The organism is Kitasatospora xanthocidica (assembly GCF_014656195.1).
Taxonomy (GTDB): Bacteria; Actinomycetota; Actinomycetes; order Streptomycetales; family Streptomycetaceae; genus Kitasatospora; species Kitasatospora xanthocidica.
This window is the reverse complement of record NZ_BNBY01000001.1, coordinates 441,148-456,924: the sequence shown is the minus strand read 5'-3', so window position 1 is coordinate 456,924 and position 15,777 is coordinate 441,148. Positions and strand designations below refer to the sequence as shown.

Below are 15,777 nucleotides of genomic sequence, written 5' to 3'. Positions count from 1 at the left end.
CAGGTGACGGGCGGGCCGACGGCCGGGGCACCGGAGTGTCGCACCATCAGATTTCCGGCAAAGCGGGCATGGTGTTTCACGTGAAACGTCGCTCCTTGCTCTCCGACGGTCTCGATCTTCGGCTCCGCCGCCGGCTCGGCCTCTTCCGGGCGGCGACTGTTGCCGCTCCGGTTTCACGTGAAACACTGAGCCCCATGCAGGACTCGGAGACCATCGACCAGATCGATGACACGCCCATCGCGCGGGCTGCCCAGGCTGCGGTACAGGCGATCGGCCGAGCGGGCGAGGGGCTGCCCCGGCCCGCCGCGACCCGGGTGATCGTGGTCGCCAACCAGAAGGGTGGGGTCGGCAAGACCACCACCACCGTGAACATGGCCGCCTCGCTGGCCATGCACGGACTGCGCGTCCTGGTCGTCGACCTCGATCCGCAGGGCAACGCCTCCACGGCGTTGGGAATCGACCACCACGCCGAGGTGCCGTCCATCTACGACGTACTGGTGGAGGGCAAGCCGCTGGCCGACGTGGTGCAGCCGGTGCACGACGTCGAGGGCCTGTTCTGCGTGCCCGCCACCATCGACCTGGCCGGCGCCGAGATCGAGCTGGTCTCCCTGGTGGCCAGGGAGAGCCGGCTCCAGCGCGCCATCGCGGCGTACGAGCAGCCGCTGGACTACATCCTGATCGACTGTCCGCCCTCGCTCGGCCTGCTGACGGTCAACGCCCTGGTGGCCGGGCAGGAGGTGCTGATCCCGATCCAGTGCGAATACTACGCGCTGGAGGGCCTCGGCCAGCTGCTGCGGAACGTCGAGCTGGTGCGGGCGCACCTCAACCCCGCGCTGCACGTCTCGACCATCCTGCTCACCATGTACGACGCCCGGACCAGGCTGGCCGCCCAGGTGGCCGAGGAGGTCCGGACCCACTTCCAGCAAGAGGTGCTGAGCACGGCGATCCCCCGCTCGGTGCGCATCTCGGAGGCGCCCAGCTACGGGCAGACGGTGCTCACCTACGACCCGGGCTCGACGGGGGCGCTCTCCTACCTGGAGGCCGCCCGCGAGCTCGCACTGCGTGCGGTGGGACAGGGCGGCGCGCTGCCCGGTCAGCAGCGGGACGGCCGACCGGGGCACGGCGCCCCGGTGGCACAGCACGGCACGACGGAGGGTCATCAGTGAGTGGTCGCAGGGGTCTGGGTCGAGGGCTGGAGGCGCTGATCCGCCCCGCCGCGCCGGTGGACGGCGGGGCGGCGGCGAAGCCCGCGACGGCCGCGCCCGAACCGGCCCGGGTGGCGGCGGTCGGCGCGACGTCGCCGGCCGCGCTGCCGACGCTGCCGGGTGGCCGGGGCACCGTGGCGGCCCGGGCGGCCGCCGAGCGGCAGGCCGAGCAGGCTCAGCCGGCGGGCGCCTACTTCGCCGAGCTGCCGCTGGACACGATCACCCCCAACCCGCGCCAGCCGCGGGAGGTCTTCGACGAGGACAAGCTGGTCGAGCTGGTCAACTCCATCAAGGAGGTGGGCCTGCTCCAGCCGATCGTGGTGCGCCAGACCGGCCCGGACGGCTTCGAGCTGATCATGGGCGAGCGCCGCTGGCGGGCCTCCCGGGAGGCCGGGCTGGAGCGGATCCCGGCGATCGTCCGGGCCACCGAGGACGACAAGCTGCTGCTGGACGCCCTCCTGGAGAACCTGCACCGGGCCGAGCTGAACCCGCTGGAGGAGGCCGCCGCCTACGACCAGCTGCTGCGGGACTTCTCCTGCACCCACGAGGAGCTGGCCGACCGGATCGGCCGCTCGCGGACGCACGTCACCAACACGCTGCGGCTGATGAAGCTCCCGCCGTCCGTCCAGAGCCGGCTGGCGGCCGGGGTGCTGATGGCCGGCCACGGCCGGGCGCTCTGCTCCCTGACCGACCCCGAGCAGCAGGAGCGGCTGGCCAAGCGGATCAACGCCGAGGGGCTCTCGGTCCGCACGGTCGAGGAGATCGTGAAGTCCATGAAGGGGGAGGAGCCGAAGCGCCAGGCCCCCAAGGCGGGCAAGCTGCTCTCCCCGGCCTTCAACGACCTGGCGAGCCGGCTCTCGGACCGCTTCGACACCCGGGTCAAGGTCGAGGTGTCGCAGCGCGGGGGCAAGCTGGGCAAGGGCAAGGTGGTGCTGGAGTTCGGATCGGTGGAGGACCTCAACCGGATCCTGGACAGCATGGCCCCGGGCGAGGACGGACTGCGGCTGTCGCAGGGCTGAGCCCGGCTTCGGGTCTGTCTCCAGGGCCGAGGGCACCGACCGATGGGTGCATGCTTCACGTGAGCGCTGTTTCACGTGAAACATGCACCCATCGGTGTTCGTGGGGGAATGCTCGACCGTGAAGTGGAGGAGGAGGTACGGGCCATGGGACGCCGGATCGCTCCGCTGACGCTGGACAACCTCGTCGACCTGCCGACCGGATGCCGCTCCTGCGTGTTCTGGGAGCTGGACCCGGTCAGCGCCAAGGAGGCGGTGGAGTCCGGGAAGCCGGAACTGGAGAAGGAGGGGTGGATCTCCACGGTGCTGCTGGAGTGGGGCTCCTGCGGTCGGATCGTCTACGTGGACGACCGGCCCGCGGGCTTCGTGCTCTACGCGCCGCCGGCCTACGTCCCCAGATCGCAGTCCTTCCCGACCAGTCCGGTCTCACCGGACGCCGTTCAGCTGATGGTCAGCCGGGTGCTGCCCGGCTACCAGCGCCAGGGGCTCGGCCGGGTGCTGGTGCAGACCGTGGCGAAGGACCTGATCGGGCGCGGGGTGCGGGCGATCGAGGCCTTCGGTTCGGCCGGACGGCTGCCGACCAGCTGCGTGCTGCCGGCCGACCACCTGCTCGCGGTCGGCTTCAAGACCGTCCGGCCGCACCAGCGCTACCCGCGGCTGCGGCTGGAGGCGCGGACCACGCTCTCCTGGCGGGGGGACGTGGAGGGGGCGCTGGAGCGGCTGCTCGGCGGCGGGCGCAAGGAGCCGGCGCTGCGGCCGTTCTGAGCGCGGCCCCGGGTGGGGCGGCACGAGGCGGCACGGGGACGAAAGACGGCGGAGACGAAAGAAGGCGGCGGGGCTCCCCGGGTGGGGAGCCCCGCCGCCGTGCGGTCGACGGTCCGACGACCTAGATGAACTCGGCCAGCTCGCGCAGCAGCGCGGCCTTCGGACGGGCACCGGTGATGGACTTCACCGGCTCGCCACCCTTGTAGACGATCAGGGTCGGGATCGAGATGACGCCGTACTGGGCGGCGGTCGCCTGGTTGGCGTCCACATCGAGCTTGGCGATGGTCAGCTTGTCGCCGTGCTCGGAGGCGATCTCGTCCAGGATCGGGGCGACCTGGCGGCACGGGCCGCACCAGGTGGCCCAGAAGTCGACCAGCACGGGCTTGTCGCTGTCCAGGACGTCGGACTGGAACGTCGCGTCGGTGACGGTGGTGGTGGCGCCGGCCACGGGAACTCCTCGGGTTAGGACGGAGGGGGCTGCTGCCAGGAGAACAACGGGCGGGCCCGTTCTGTTTCTGCCCGGCCGGAGCGGGGGTGTTTCACGTGGAACACCCCCGCGGGAGGGGATGGGTCGGTGGCCCGGGGGATCAGACCGCCACGGCGGCGGCCTTGGCCTCCAGGTCGTCCAGGGCGGCGAGGTAGCGCTCGGCGTCCAGCGCGGCGGAGCAGCCGGTGCCGGCGGCCGTGATGGCCTGGCGGTAGGTGTGGTCCACGACGTCGCCGGCGCCGAAGACGCCCGGGATGTTGGTCCGGGTCGAGGGGGCCTCGACCTGGAGGTAGCCCTCGGCGTCGAGGTCCAGCTGGCCCTTGAACAGCTCGGTGCGCGGGTCGTGGCCGATCGCGATGAACAGGCCGGTGACGGGCAGCTCGCGGGTCTCGCCGGTGGTGGTGTCGCGCAGGGTGACGCCGGTCAGCTTCGGGTCGCCGTGGATGGCCTCGACCGCGCTGTCCCACTCGAAGCGGATCTTCTCGTCGGCGAAGGCGCGCTCCTGCATCGCCTTGGAGGCGCGCAGGGTGTCCCGGCGGTGGATGATGGTGACGCTCTTGGCGAAGCGGGAGAGGAAGGTCGCCTCCTCCAGGGCGGTGTCACCGCCGCCGACCACCGCGATGTCCTGGTCGCGGAAGAAGAAGCCGTCACAGGTGGCGCACCAGGAGACGCCGCGCCCGGAGAGCTTGTCCTCGTTCGGCAGGTCGAGCTTGCGGTGCTGGGAGCCGGTGGTGACGATCACGGCACGGGCCTTGTGCACGTTGCCCTCGGAGTCGGTGACGGTCTTGATGTCACCCGTGAGGTCGACGGCGACGATGTCGTCGGGGATCAGCTCGGCGCCGAAGCGCTCGGCCTGGGCCCGCATGTTGTCCATCAGCTCGGGGCCCATGATGCCCTCCCGGAAGCCCGGGAAGTTCTCGACCTCGGTGGTGTTCATGAGCGCGCCACCGGCGGTGACGGCTCCCTCGAAGACCAGCGGCTTGAGGGAGGCGCGGGCCGTGTAGAGCGCGGCCGTGTACCCGGCCGGGCCGGACCCGATGATGATCACGTTACGGACGTCGCTCACTGCTTCTCCTGGTTCGCATCGCGACCCGCGTTTGCTGCGGGGAGGGCGGTCCTGCTCCGCCGCCCGGGACAACGACTGACCAGTCTCCCGCATTCCCAGGCGGATCAGTACCAGGTGCCCGAACTCCGGAAGCGGCGTGCCGTGCTGGGCGTGGATCGCATGGCGACCACTCGGTCAGCGGGTGGGAACGCTCTGGTGCAGGAGGACCGGACCGCAGTCGGCGGCGCGCAGGTAGACGTCCACCAGTCCGGGCCGGCCCGGCAGCGGGTAGACCAGGACGTCGACCGGGGAGCCGTCGTAGCTGCCCCGGTCGGTGGCCAGCGGGACGCCGGGGGCGGGGGCCGGGCAGGACGGCGGGGCAGTGGGGGAGGTGGGGGACGCGGGCTCCGGCCGGGCGCCCTCGGCGGGCAGGACGCTCTCGGGCTTGGCCGGGGCGGTCGGCCGCAGCCCCGGGGCGCTGCTGTCCGAGCGGGCCAGCAGCTGCTGGATCTGGGCCGCGAGCCCGTCGGCGCGGTAGGTGGTGCCGCCGCCCGCCGCGTGCGGGGTGCGGGCGCTCTGGTCCGCCGCGGTGCCGGTGCCGGCCGGGGCGCCCGCGGTGACGGCGACGCCGGACCGGTCGTCGGGGTGCAGCAGCAGTGCCCCGCCGAGGCCGAGCCCGGCGAGTGCGGCGGCCGCGCCGAGCAGCAGGGCGATCCGCCGCCGGCGGGGGCGGGGCCGGCCGGGGCCGGTGGCCGCGGCGGGGCGGGAGGGCGGCGCGGAGGGCCCCGTGGCGGGGCGTGCGGCGGGGGCCTGGGCGGCGGACCGGTGGGCGGCTGCCGGGGCCTCCTGGGGGCGGGTGGCGGCCGTCCGGTCGTCCCCGGACGCGGCCGCGCGAGCCGCGTCGGCGGACTCGGCGGCTTCGGCGGCCGCGCGGGCCAGTGCGGCGTCCAGCCGGTCGGCGACGTCGGCGGGCATCGGCGGGGTCTCGACCTCGCCCAGCAGCGCCTGGACCTCGGCGAGCGCGTCGACGGTCTCCCGGCACTCGGCGCAGCCGTCCAGGTGCCGTCGCAGCGCCTCGACGTCGGCGGGGGAGTCGACCAGCCCCTCGGCGAGGTCGGCGAGCCGTTCGACCGGGGGGTGGTCGTCGGTGCGGTCGGGGGAGGAGAGGTCGGCGGTCATCGTGTGCTCGCGTCTCCTTCCAGAATCGTCCGACCGGTGCTCGGGCCTGTTCCTGTGACGGTGCGGGGGGCCTTCGGGTTCCCCGGGGCGTCCCGTCGGGGTGGGGCCGAGCCGTGCGGGCCCGGTGTTTCACGTGAAACGTCCGGGCCGCCGTCGCTCTCGCGCAGGTGGCGCACCAGCGGGAGCAGCCGGGCGCGGCCGCGCGCGCAGCGGCTCTTCACGGTGCCCACCGGGACGCCCAGCAGTTCGGCGGCCTCGGCCACCGGGTAGCCCTGCATGTCGACCAGGACCAGGGCGGCCCGCTGCTCGACGGGCAGCTCGTCGAGCGCCGCGGTCAGCTCGCGGTGCAGTTCGGCCCGGACCACCGGGGAGTCGGCGGGCTCGGCCGCGCCGACCAGGGTGTCGAGGCGCTGCGGGTCCTCGTCGAGCGGGGTGGTGCGGCGGGTGGCGCTGCGCCGGGCGCGGTCCAGGCAGGCGTTGACCACGATCCGGTGCAGCCAGGTGGTGACGGCCGAGCGGCCCTGGAAGCCGGCGGCGGCGCGGAAGGCGGACACCAGGGCGTCCTGGAGCGCGTCGGCGGCCTCCTCGCGGTCGCCCAGGGTGCGCAGGGCGACCGCCCAGAGCCGGTCGCGGTGGCGGTTCACCAGCAGGCCGAAGGCCTCCGGGTCGCCCGCCACGTGCCGGGCGAGCAGTGCCGCGTCGTCGTCCGCCACCGTCACCCCTCGAGCCTCCGCGTCGTACCGGGTCCGCCGGCCCCGGTCAGCCGGAGACCTTGACCTCGGCGACCTGGCCGGTGAACGTGCCGGCGCCGTCCTTCGGCAGTGCGGTCAGCCAGAGCAAGAGGTAGCGCGTGGTGACCGGGGCGTCAAGGGTGTACTCGACGTTGGCCCCGGACTTCTTGGCGAGGACGGTGTACCCCTCCGGCCTGGCCTGCATCGGGTTGGCGGCGGCGGCCGGGGTGGGCACCCGCAGCTCCGCGGTGTGCTCGCCGACGAACTGGACGTTCACCGAGGAGACCGACTGCTGGGTGCCGAGGTCGATCAGCAGCCCGGTGCCCGACTTGAGGGCGGGCGGCTTGGTGCCGAACTGGTCGGCGTACCACTGGGTGTTCCAGACGGTGTTCGGGTCGCCGTCGACGGCCTTGGCGGTGTTCTCCTTGCCGTCGGACCCCTCGCCGAGCGGGTTGTACGACTGCGCGCCCTTGATGGCGAGCGGCACCGGCGTGTGCGGGGTCGCGTGGGTGGCCGTCGGCGCGGCGCTGCTGACCGAGGGCAGCGGGGAGGCGGAAGCGCCGTTGTTGTTGCGCAGGCTGCCGACGAACTGCCAGGAGGCCACGCCGATCGCGCCCAGGGCGACCGTCCAGGCGGTGGCCTTGACCACCCGGCGCAGCCGCCGACGCATGCGCCGGGAGGAGGTGGGCCGGGAGGAGGCGGGCAGCGGGGCGACGGTGGTGTCGGCCACCCGGGTCGGGTTGGGCGCGGTGGGCAGGGCGTGGGTGTTGTGCCGGGGCGGGGCCGGGTAGGCGGGCAGCTCCGGCTCGGGCTGGCGGATCCGGGGCATCCGGGCGATCGCCCGGACCAGGTCCTCCGGGGTCGTGATCGGCTCGGCGTGGTGCGGCGGGTGGTCGAACAGGGCCCGGGCGGCGAGCTCGGACAGGCCCTTGTGGACGCCGGCACGGACCTGGTCCGGCGCGGCGTTCTGGAGGTCCTTCGGCAGGCCGCGGAGGTCGTAGCGGTCCTCCGGGTACGGCCAGCGGTGGGTGAGCGCGGCGAACAGCAGGGCGCCGATCGCCCGGGTGTCGACGCGCTGGGCGTCCTCGGCGGACTCCTCCGCGGTCAGCCCGCGCAGGGCGGCGTCCACCGCGATGCCGTTGATCCGGTACTGGCCGCTGTCGGTGCGCAGCACGCAGCGCGGGGTGAGCCGCAGGTGGGCCTGGCCGCGCCGGTGGGCGGCGGCGACCGCGTCGGCGACCTGGCGGACCATCTGGTAGGCCTCGTGCGGCTCCATCGGGCCGTTCGCGAGCAGCCTGGCCAGGTCGGAGGAGTGCGGCAGCCACTCCCGCACGACGTAGACCAGCTCGCCCTCCTGGACGGCGTCCAGGACCTGGACGAAGCGCGGGTCGCCGAGCAGGGCGGCGGACTTGGCGGCGGCGAGAACCTTGCGGGCCCGCTGGTGGCCGGAGGCCATCAGGTGGACGCCGACGGCCCGGCGCAGCTTCTCGTCGACGGCGCGCCAGCTGCTGAAGGTGTCGCTCTGGGAGATGCACTCCTCCAGCCGGTACCGGTGGCCGATCATGTCGCCGCTGCGCCGCTGCGGCGCGGGGAGGGTGCGCGGGAGGGTGGCGGTGTCGCGCGGGTCGACCGTGGGCTGGGGGTCGGTGGGCTTGCGCTTGGGGGGCTCGGCGGCGGGGGCCGGCTTCTTCCGGGCGGAGCCGGCGGCCAGTTCGGCGGCGATCTCCCGGACCGAGAGCGGTGCGGTGATCTCGGAGGTCTCCTCGCTGACGGAGGTCTCCCGGCCGCTTCCCGACGCCTCGCCTTCAGCCTTGTCCTTCGCCTTGTCCTTCGCCTCGCGCTCGTTCCCGGCGGTCTTCCCCGGGGCGGCGGCAGCGGTGGAGGGGCCCTCGTCGGTGTCGGCGGGGGCACGCCCGTCGGCGTCCTCCGCGACCGCGAGCCCGTCGATCGCCGCGGCCAGCGCGGCTTCGTCCGCCGCCGCGTCAGCTGCTGACGTGTCGACGACCGCCTTGGTGCCATCAGCCACCGTGGTCCTGCCTCCCCTTGTGTCGCCCCGGCCGAGAGAGTCGCTGGAGCCCGCGGGTTGGCGGCCCTGTGCTCCAGGACAATTGTGCCCACTCTTCTCCACCGGGTACGACCGCTGAGGGGTCCACTCGGTTGCGTACGGGTGGAGAGATGTGGTGCAGAAAGGACACCGGGTCGCCATCTCGCCGCCGGGCGGGGCCCGCACGACTGGCTGCCCAGCACTCGGCCGGACGAGCGGAGGAGCGGTGCGCTCCGGTTGACGCCCGTTCAGGGCGCCGCTCGTCCGGCCGTGGAACGGGCGGTCAGCGGCCCAGTCGGCCGCGGACCATGCCCAGCATGGAGTTGAGCTCCTCGATCCGCAGGCGCTTGGCGATCAGCACGAAGACGCCCAGCTGCAGGCCGCCGGCCACGACGAGGGAGGCGACGCTCCCGCCCCAGCCGCCGAGCACGTGCTGGACCGCCAGGCTGGCGCCGAAGCCGACCAGTGCGGCCGGGACGCAGGCGGTGGCGAGCCGGCTGTACGTCTTGCCGATCCGCTTGGTGTCCAGTCCGCCGATCTTCTTCTTCAGCTTCGGCACGGCCACCATCACCCCGACGGCGTACGCCAGGCCGTAGCCGAAGGCGATGCCGACCACGGTCCACTGGGCGGGCAGCAGCAGCCAGCACAGCACCGAGAAGCCGGCCTGGCAGACCGCGACCCAGACGGTGTTGGCGAACGGCGTCCGGGTGTCCTCGTAGGCGTAGAAGCCGCGGAGCATCACGTACTGGGCCGAGTAGGGGATCAGGCCCAGCGCGAAGGCGGAGAGCATCAGACCGACGTCGGTGGCGGCGCTCAGGACGGCCTCGTTGCCGCCGACCGCGTAGATCGAACGGCCGATCACCGGGCCGAGCGACAGGAACAGGAACGCCCCCGGGACGACCGCCACGGCCGTGGTGCGCAGACCGTAGGAGATGTCGTCGCGGACGGCTCCGGCGTCCTCGTCGGCGGCCGCCCGGGAGAGCCGGGGGAGCACCGCGCTCATGATCGAGACGGTGATCACGGCCTGCGGGAGCTGCCAGATCAGCAGGGCGTTGGAGAACGCGGCCAGACCGGCACCGCCGTGGTGGCCCGCCGCCGCGGCGGCGTCACCGGCCATGGTGGACAGCTGGGTGATCACCAGGTAGCCGGCCTGGTTGGCGAGCACGAAGAAGAACGTCCACTTGGCCAGCCGGGCGGCCTTGCCCAGGCCGTGGCCGCGCCAGTCGAAGCGCGGCCGGAAGCGGAACTCGGCCGCCCGCAGGTACGGGATCATCGCCAGGGCCTGGACGACCAGGCCGACCAGGGTGCCGAGGCCGAGCAGCCGGACGCCCTCGGGGGAGATGGACTCGGGCGTGACGCCGGTGGTGCCGAACCCGCCGTAGACCCAGGTGTACGCGGAGAAGGTGAAGATCACCACGATGTTGTTCAGGACCGGGGTCCACATCATCGCGCCGAACCGGCCGCGGGCGTTGAGGATCTGGCCCATCACCACGTGGATGCCCATGAAGAAGATCGTGGGCAGGCAGTAGCGGGCCATCGCGACCGTGGTCTCGGCGCGCTCCGGGTTCGCCATCATCGGGTGGGCGATCAGCTGGACCAGGACGGGAGCCCCGAGCACGGCCAGGAACACCACGCCGCCGAGCCCGACCATCACCAGGGTGAGCAGCCGGTTGGCGTACGCGGTGCCGCCGTCCTCGTCGTTCTTCATGCTGCGCACCAGCTGCGGCACGAAGACGGCGTTCAGCGCGCCGCCGCCGATCAGGATGTACAGCAGGGTCGGCAGGGTGTTCGCCGCGTTGTACGAGTCGCCCATCACGCCGACGCCGATGGCGGTGGTGATCACCATGGTCCGGACGAAGCCGGTGCCGCGGGAGACCAGGGTGCCGGCCGCCATGATCGCGCTGGAGTTGAGCAGGCTGGCGACCTTGCCCCCGCCGCCGCCCGCCGGGGCGGGCGCGGCCGCGGGCTCCGCGGTGTGCTCCTCGGCGGCGAGGTCCGCCAGCGGCTCGACCGCCGGGGGCACCGCGACGGCGGCCACCTGCATGGTGGCCTCCTCCTCGGAGAGCGGCGGGTCGAACTCGATCGGCGGCACGAAGGGGCGCTGCCCGCCCGGACCGCCGGGCCGGGGCTGCCCCGGGTGGCCGCCCACCGGCGGGTACGGCGCGGGGCCGGCCGGCGGCACGGCGCCGGGGGCGCCCGGCGCGGGCACCGGCTGGGTCGTGTGCTGGGTCATCGGCTGGGTCGGCTGCGGGGCCGGAGCGGGCGGCGGGACCGGCGGCTGGGCCGCGGCCTCCGTCGCCGGCCGGCCGCCGAACAGCGCGTCCACCCCGACGTACTCGGTGGTCTCGCTGTCCCACGCGGAGTGCGCCGGGCCGGGCTCCCACTGCTGCTGCGGCTGTCCGGCACCGCCCCACTGGCCGCCGGCCGGAGCCGGGGCCGGCTCCTGCTGCCAGCCGCCCTGCGGCGGGGTGTCCCAGCCGGGCTGCATCGGCGGCACCGGGGCCGAGAACCGGTCCGCCGCCGGGTACGGGGTCGGCGGCACCGGCGTCGGGTAGCCACCGCCCTGCGGCGGCAGCTGCGGCGGCACGTCGTACGCGGCGGCCGGCGGCTGCGGCGCGGCCGGGCGGCCCGCCCGCAGACCGTACGGGTCCTGGCCGTCCTGCTGGTTCCCGTAGGCGTCGGCCGCGTACGGGTCCTGGGCGTAGGTGTCGGCCACGTACCAGTCGCCGGACGGCGACTCGGCACCCGGCCGGCTCTCACCGCGGCCCGGCGGCCGCTCCTCGCTGCGCCCGGTCATGTCACCTCTTCGCTGTCGTGGGGGGAGGCCGGCCCGGCGTCACGGGGGGTCGGCGGTATCAAGGACCAACCTTCTCATCACTGGCGGCCCGATCCCGGCCATCCGGGCTGCTGCCGCGCGGTGTCTGCGCGGGACCGGCACCGGCGTCGCCGTCCCCCGGCCCGTCGCCGGTGGACCCGGCGGACCGGGCGGGCCGGTCCGCCGCCTCCGGGGCGTCCGGGGCGTCCGTGGACTCCGCCGTCGGCTCCGCCGCCGCGGCCCCGCCCGTCGCCGGGGCGTCGCCGACCGGCTGGTCGCCGTCCGCGTGCGGCTGCCCGTCCCGCCGCTTTCGCTGGCGGACGAAGCGCAGCGCGGCCAGCAGCAGGAGCACGCCGGCGCCCGCGAAGACGTACAGCACGCCGTTGGTCACCGAGGTGACCTCGACCGTGAAGGGCTGGGCTTCGCCGTACGGCCGCCCGTTGGGGCCGGTGGTCCAGAGCTGGGCGGTCATCTGGACCGTCCCGTTGTTGTGCGCCTCGGCCTGGAAGCGGAGGGTGGCGCTCTGCGAGGCCGGGAGGACCAGCTCCTCCTCCCGGCGGACGTTCAGCCTGTTCGGCTGGGCCGAGGTGAGCACCAGCTTCAGGTTGGTGACCGTCTGGGTGAGGTCGTTGCGGACGCTGACCTGGAGCAGACCGGTGTCGCCCGCCAGGGTGACCACCTTCTTCGGCGGCACCTGGACGGCTTTGGTCAGCTCCTTCAGGTAGGCCGTGACGCCCTTGCGGTAGTCGACGCCGGCCGCTTCCCGCTCGCGCCACTCGGTGGACAGCGAGCGGACCATGGCGGCGTTGAACGGGCCGCGCACCCGCTGCGGCAGGGTGAGCACCCGCATCAGGGTGTCCAGGTCGTACTGGATCCGGTTGGTGGCGACCAGCTCGGTCGACGTCAGCTCGGTGGCACGGGCCTGGGTCGGGTAGTCGGTGGCGGCGGGGACGCCGGTGGTGGCCTTCGGGTCGGGCGAGGACTGCGCCACCGCGTCCAGCTTGACCGGGGCGATCCACTTGCCGGACGCCGCCTGCAGGGCGGTCGCCAGCACCTTGGCGGTGGTGACGCTCAGGTCGCGCGGCGGCATGACCAGCAGGCCGCGCTGGTTCTGCGGCTGCTCGTGGGTGATCGCGAAGGTCTCGGCGAGGAAGCGCTGGGTCGACTCGGTCTGGTCCTTCGCGGTGCTCAGGTCCCGCTGGAAGAGCGCGGAGACCGTCTCGTCGGCGACCACGGCGCTCTGCCCGTTGCCGATCGGCCGCGCCGCGCTGGGGGTGTAGTTCAGCGCGTCCGGCTCCGGCATGCTCGCCCCGTTGGCCAGCACCAGGGAGCTGCCGGTCTGCTGGGCGAGGCCGACGATCTGCTGGTCGACGTAGCCCTGGTACGGCCAGGCGACGTCGGAGCGGGTGTCCACCGAGAGCCGGCCCTCGACGGTCAGCCGGCCGGCCGTGGCCGCCTTGCCGAGCGCGGTGGCCATCCCGGACAGGTCGGCGCCGTTGTGCGCGATCGAGGCGAGGTCCGGGTCGGCGTACGGCAGCGCGACCACCTGGTTCTCCGGCTTGGCGACGGCGGCGCGCAGCTTGTCCAGCCAGGCGCCGGCGGCGGCCGAGCCGTTGTGCAGGACGGTGTTGTCGTCCCTGGCCGGCTTGCCCGCCTCCTCGGTGCCCGGGTTCTGCACCCGGTACGGCTTGGTCATCGCGAGCGCGGCGTCCAGCAGGTCCGGGTCGACCACCCAGGTCAGCCCCGGCAGCTTGGAGCCGGTGTCGACCAGCTCGTACAGCCGGCCGCCCGGGGCGAGGTCGGTGGCCAGGCTGTCGTCGCGCAGCACCGGGACGGACTGGTCGTTGTCGGTGACGGTCTGCGCGGTCAGCACCGGCGCGTGCACCAGCGGCCAGAGCGTGGCGAGCTTCGTCGGCTGCGCCTCGGCGCCGCCCGGGTTGTACGGCAGGAAGCTCCGGGCGATGCCCAGGGCCCGGTCGTGCGAGTTGTCGGCGGTCGAGCCCCAGGCGTCCACCGCGAGCTCGTAGACGCCGCTGGAGGACAGCCCGAGGTCGTTCACCGCGACGCTCAGGGTGTACGGCAGGGTCTGGCCCGGGTTCAGCTCCGGAAGGGCGTACTGGGGGCTGTCCAGCTCCACGCCGTCCGGCTCGACCGGCGTGGAGCGGCCGGCCACGCCGGCCAGGTCGCTGCGCCGGTCCAGCGGCTTGCCGGAGTACGGCTTGCGGACGGCCGCGTGGGCGCCCTTCAGCGCGGACTGGCCGGCGTTGGTGACGTGCCCGGTGATCGTCACGGTGCCGTTGGGGACGGCCACCTGCGGGGCCAGCGACTCGATGGTCAGGACCACCGGGTACTTGGCCGAGGCGGTGGAGTCGGCGGCCGGGTTCGTGTTGCCCCCGGCCGGCAGCGCACCGGCCGGGGAGGCCGCGAAGAGGGTCAGGGCGGCCGCACAGGCGGCGGCGAGGCGCAGCCCCGCCCGGCGGACCGGATGACGTCCGTCGGCGGGACGTTCGGCCCGTCCAGGCTGTCGGTGCGCCCCCAGGCCCGAGTGCCGTGCCGGCTCACTCACTCGTTTCGCCCTCGCCGTTCTCGATCGCTGCTGCTGATGCTGGTCGTCCCGTCCGGCGCGGTGCGCCCGACGGTCCTTCGCTTGGAACTCTGGAACTCTTGAACTCTTGAACTCTGAAACTCTGGAAACTCTTGGAATTCTCGGAGCACTCGGAACGCTGGGAACCGATGGCCCGACGCCCTCGCCGCACCGCTTCCGCGGGAGCGCCGCAGGCCGTGACGGCACGCGGCACCGCATCCCCTGTCCGGTGCCCGAGACTCGTCCACCGGCATGGTAACGATGCAGCCTGCGGTGCAGTGTTGCGGGCTGTGGGGTGAGACGCCCAAAACGCGCGGGCGGTTGACCTGTCGGGGCACGTACCCTTGTGAGCCGTGTCCACTGCCAATGAGCCCACCGCGCGTACCGACCGTTCCAGCACCGACCTCCGGGCCGTACCAGGCCTGAGCGAGGCCCAGACCATGGGCCTGCAAGAGCTGCTGCGGGTGTCGCCGGTCGCCGACGAGATCGCCCGCCGCTTCCAGGCGGCCGGGCACCGGCTGGCGCTGGTCGGCGGCTCGGTCCGGGACGCGCTGCTCGGCCGCCTCGGCAACGACCTGGACTTCACCACCGACGCCCGCCCGCAGCAGGTGCTCAAGCTGGTCAAGGGCTGGGCGGACGCGGTCTGGGACGTCGGCATCGCCTTCGGCACGGTGGGCGCCCGCAAGGACACCCCCGAGGGCTCCTTCCTGATCGAGATCACCACCTACCGCTCCGAGGCGTACGACCGCACCTCCCGCAAGCCCGAGGTGACCTACGGCGAGACCATCGAGGAGGACCTGGTCCGCCGGGACTTCACGGTCAACGCGATGGCGGTCGACCTGCCCGGCCGCGGCTTCGTCGACCCGCACGGCGGCCTGGAGGACCTGGAGGCCCGGGTGCTGCGCACCCCGGCGACCCCCGAGGAGTCCTTCTCCGACGACCCGCTGCGGATGATGCGGGCCGCCCGCTTCGCCGCCCAGCTGGACTTCGACCCGGCGCCCGAGGTGATCGCCGCGATGGCCGCGATGGCCGAGCGGATCACCATCGTCTCGGCCGAGCGGGTCCAGGCCGAGCTCAACAAGCTGCTGCTGGCCGACCACCCGGTGAAGGGCCTGCGGCTGCTGGTCGACACCGGCCTGGCCGACCACGTGCTGCCCGAGCTGCCCGCGCTGCGGCTGGAGCGCGACGAGCACCACCGGCACAAGGACGTCTACGAGCACTCGCTGACCGTCCTGGAGCAGGCCATCGCCCTGGAGCAGGACGGCCCGGACCTCATCCTGCGGCTGGCCGCGCTGCTGCACGACATCGGCAAGCCGCGCACCCGCCGCTTCGAGCCGGACGGCCGGGTCTCCTTCCACCACCACGAGGTGGTCGGCGCCAAGATGACCCGCAAGCGGATGCGCGAGCTCAAGTACTCCAAGGAGCTCACCGAGGACGTCTCGCGCCTGGTCGAGCTGCACCTGCGCTTCCACGGCTACGGCGGCGGCGAGTGGACCGACTCCGCGGTGCGCCGCTACGTCACCGACGCCGGGCCGCTGCTGGAGCGGCTGCACAAGCTGACCCGCTCCGACTGCACCACCCGCAACAAGAAGAAGGCCGCCACGCTCTCGCGCACCTACGACGGCCTGGAGACGCGGATCGCCGAGCTGAGGGCGAAGGAGGAGCTGGACTCCGTCCGCCCGGCGCTGGACGGCAACCAGATCATGGAGCTGCTCGGCCTCAAGCCCGGCCCGCAGGTCGGCAAGGCGTACAAGCACATGCTCGAACTGCGGCTGGAGAACGGCCCGATGGAGCACGACGAGGCGGTCGCGGCGCTGCGGGCCTGGTGGGCCGGGCAGCAGGGCTGACCCGGCTCCGGCGCCCCGGCGGGGACGCTCCGGACACGACGTGAGGGGTGGGGCCGGCA

11 protein-coding genes are annotated in these 15,777 nt (G+C 73.7%); 4 read left to right on the top strand and 7 right to left on the bottom strand.

Translation table 11 applies throughout. From position 1 onward, the window contains the following. The first annotated feature begins 221 nt into the window (after window positions 1-221). From IE332_RS01975 to IE332_RS01965, 3 genes are all read left to right on the top strand, one after another. The gene (locus tag IE332_RS01975) at window positions 222-1,166 is read left to right on the top strand and encodes a ParA family protein (RefSeq protein WP_189913544.1); all 945 of its coding nucleotides are present in this window, start codon (window positions 222-224) and stop codon (window positions 1,164-1,166) included. Continuing rightward, the gene (locus IE332_RS01970) at window positions 1,163-2,224 is read left to right on the top strand and encodes a ParB/RepB/Spo0J family partition protein (RefSeq protein WP_189913271.1); all 1,062 of its coding nucleotides are present in this window, start codon (window positions 1,163-1,165) and stop codon (window positions 2,222-2,224) included. The genes IE332_RS01975 and IE332_RS01970 overlap by 4 nt, the downstream gene beginning before the upstream one ends. Before the next feature lie 144 nt (window positions 2,225-2,368). Further along, window positions 2,369-2,986 carry a GNAT family N-acetyltransferase gene (locus IE332_RS01965; protein ID WP_189913543.1) on the top strand — a complete coding sequence of 206 codons (618 nt, stop codon included), beginning with the start codon at window positions 2,369-2,371 and terminating at the stop codon, window positions 2,984-2,986. Window positions 2,987-3,107: 121 nt separating this feature from the next. On the opposite strand, the gene trxA is transcribed toward IE332_RS01965, so the two are convergent. The 7 genes from trxA to IE332_RS01930 all read right to left on the bottom strand — a co-directional run bounded on the left by trxA (window position 3,108) and on the right by IE332_RS01930 (window position 13,853). Then, window positions 3,108-3,434 carry a thioredoxin gene (trxA, locus tag IE332_RS01960; protein ID WP_189913270.1) on the bottom strand — a complete coding sequence of 109 codons (327 nt, stop codon included), beginning with the start codon at window positions 3,432-3,434 and terminating at the stop codon, window positions 3,108-3,110. Between the two features lie 139 nt (window positions 3,435-3,573). Then, a complete protein-coding gene (gene trxB, locus IE332_RS01955; protein WP_189913269.1) occupies window positions 3,574-4,539 on the bottom strand; it encodes a thioredoxin-disulfide reductase in 966 nt (321 codons plus the stop codon). Window positions 4,540-4,713: 174 nt separating this feature from the next. Beyond that, complete coding sequence (locus tag IE332_RS01950; protein WP_189913268.1) at window positions 4,714-5,697, bottom strand: zf-HC2 domain-containing protein; 984 nt, start codon at window positions 5,695-5,697, stop codon at window positions 4,714-4,716. Continuing rightward, complete coding sequence (gene sigM / locus IE332_RS01945; RefSeq protein ID WP_189913267.1) at window positions 5,694-6,416, bottom strand: RNA polymerase sigma factor SigM; 723 nt, start codon at window positions 6,414-6,416, stop codon at window positions 5,694-5,696. The genes IE332_RS01950 and sigM overlap by 4 nt, the downstream gene beginning before the upstream one ends. 40 nt (window positions 6,417-6,456) lie before the next feature. After that, window positions 6,457-8,454: a protein kinase family protein gene (locus IE332_RS01940; protein ID WP_189913266.1), complete on the bottom strand. Its 1,998-nt coding sequence runs from the start codon at window positions 8,452-8,454 to the stop codon at window positions 6,457-6,459. Window positions 8,455-8,755: 301 nt separating this feature from the next. Continuing rightward, window positions 8,756-11,269: a murein biosynthesis integral membrane protein MurJ gene (gene murJ / locus IE332_RS01935; protein WP_189913265.1), complete on the bottom strand. Its 2,514-nt coding sequence runs from the start codon at window positions 11,267-11,269 to the stop codon at window positions 8,756-8,758. Between the two features lie 58 nt (window positions 11,270-11,327). Beyond that, entirely contained in the window at window positions 11,328-13,853 is a 2,526-nt protein-coding gene (locus IE332_RS01930; protein ID WP_189913264.1) for a DUF6049 family protein, read from the bottom strand. A gap of 458 nt (window positions 13,854-14,311) precedes the next feature. On the opposite strand from IE332_RS01930, the gene IE332_RS01925 reads away from it, so the two are divergent. Next, window positions 14,312-15,718 carry a CCA tRNA nucleotidyltransferase gene (locus IE332_RS01925; protein ID WP_189913542.1) on the top strand — a complete coding sequence of 469 codons (1,407 nt, stop codon included), beginning with the start codon at window positions 14,312-14,314 and terminating at the stop codon, window positions 15,716-15,718. Window positions 15,719-15,777 lie beyond the last annotated feature (59 nt).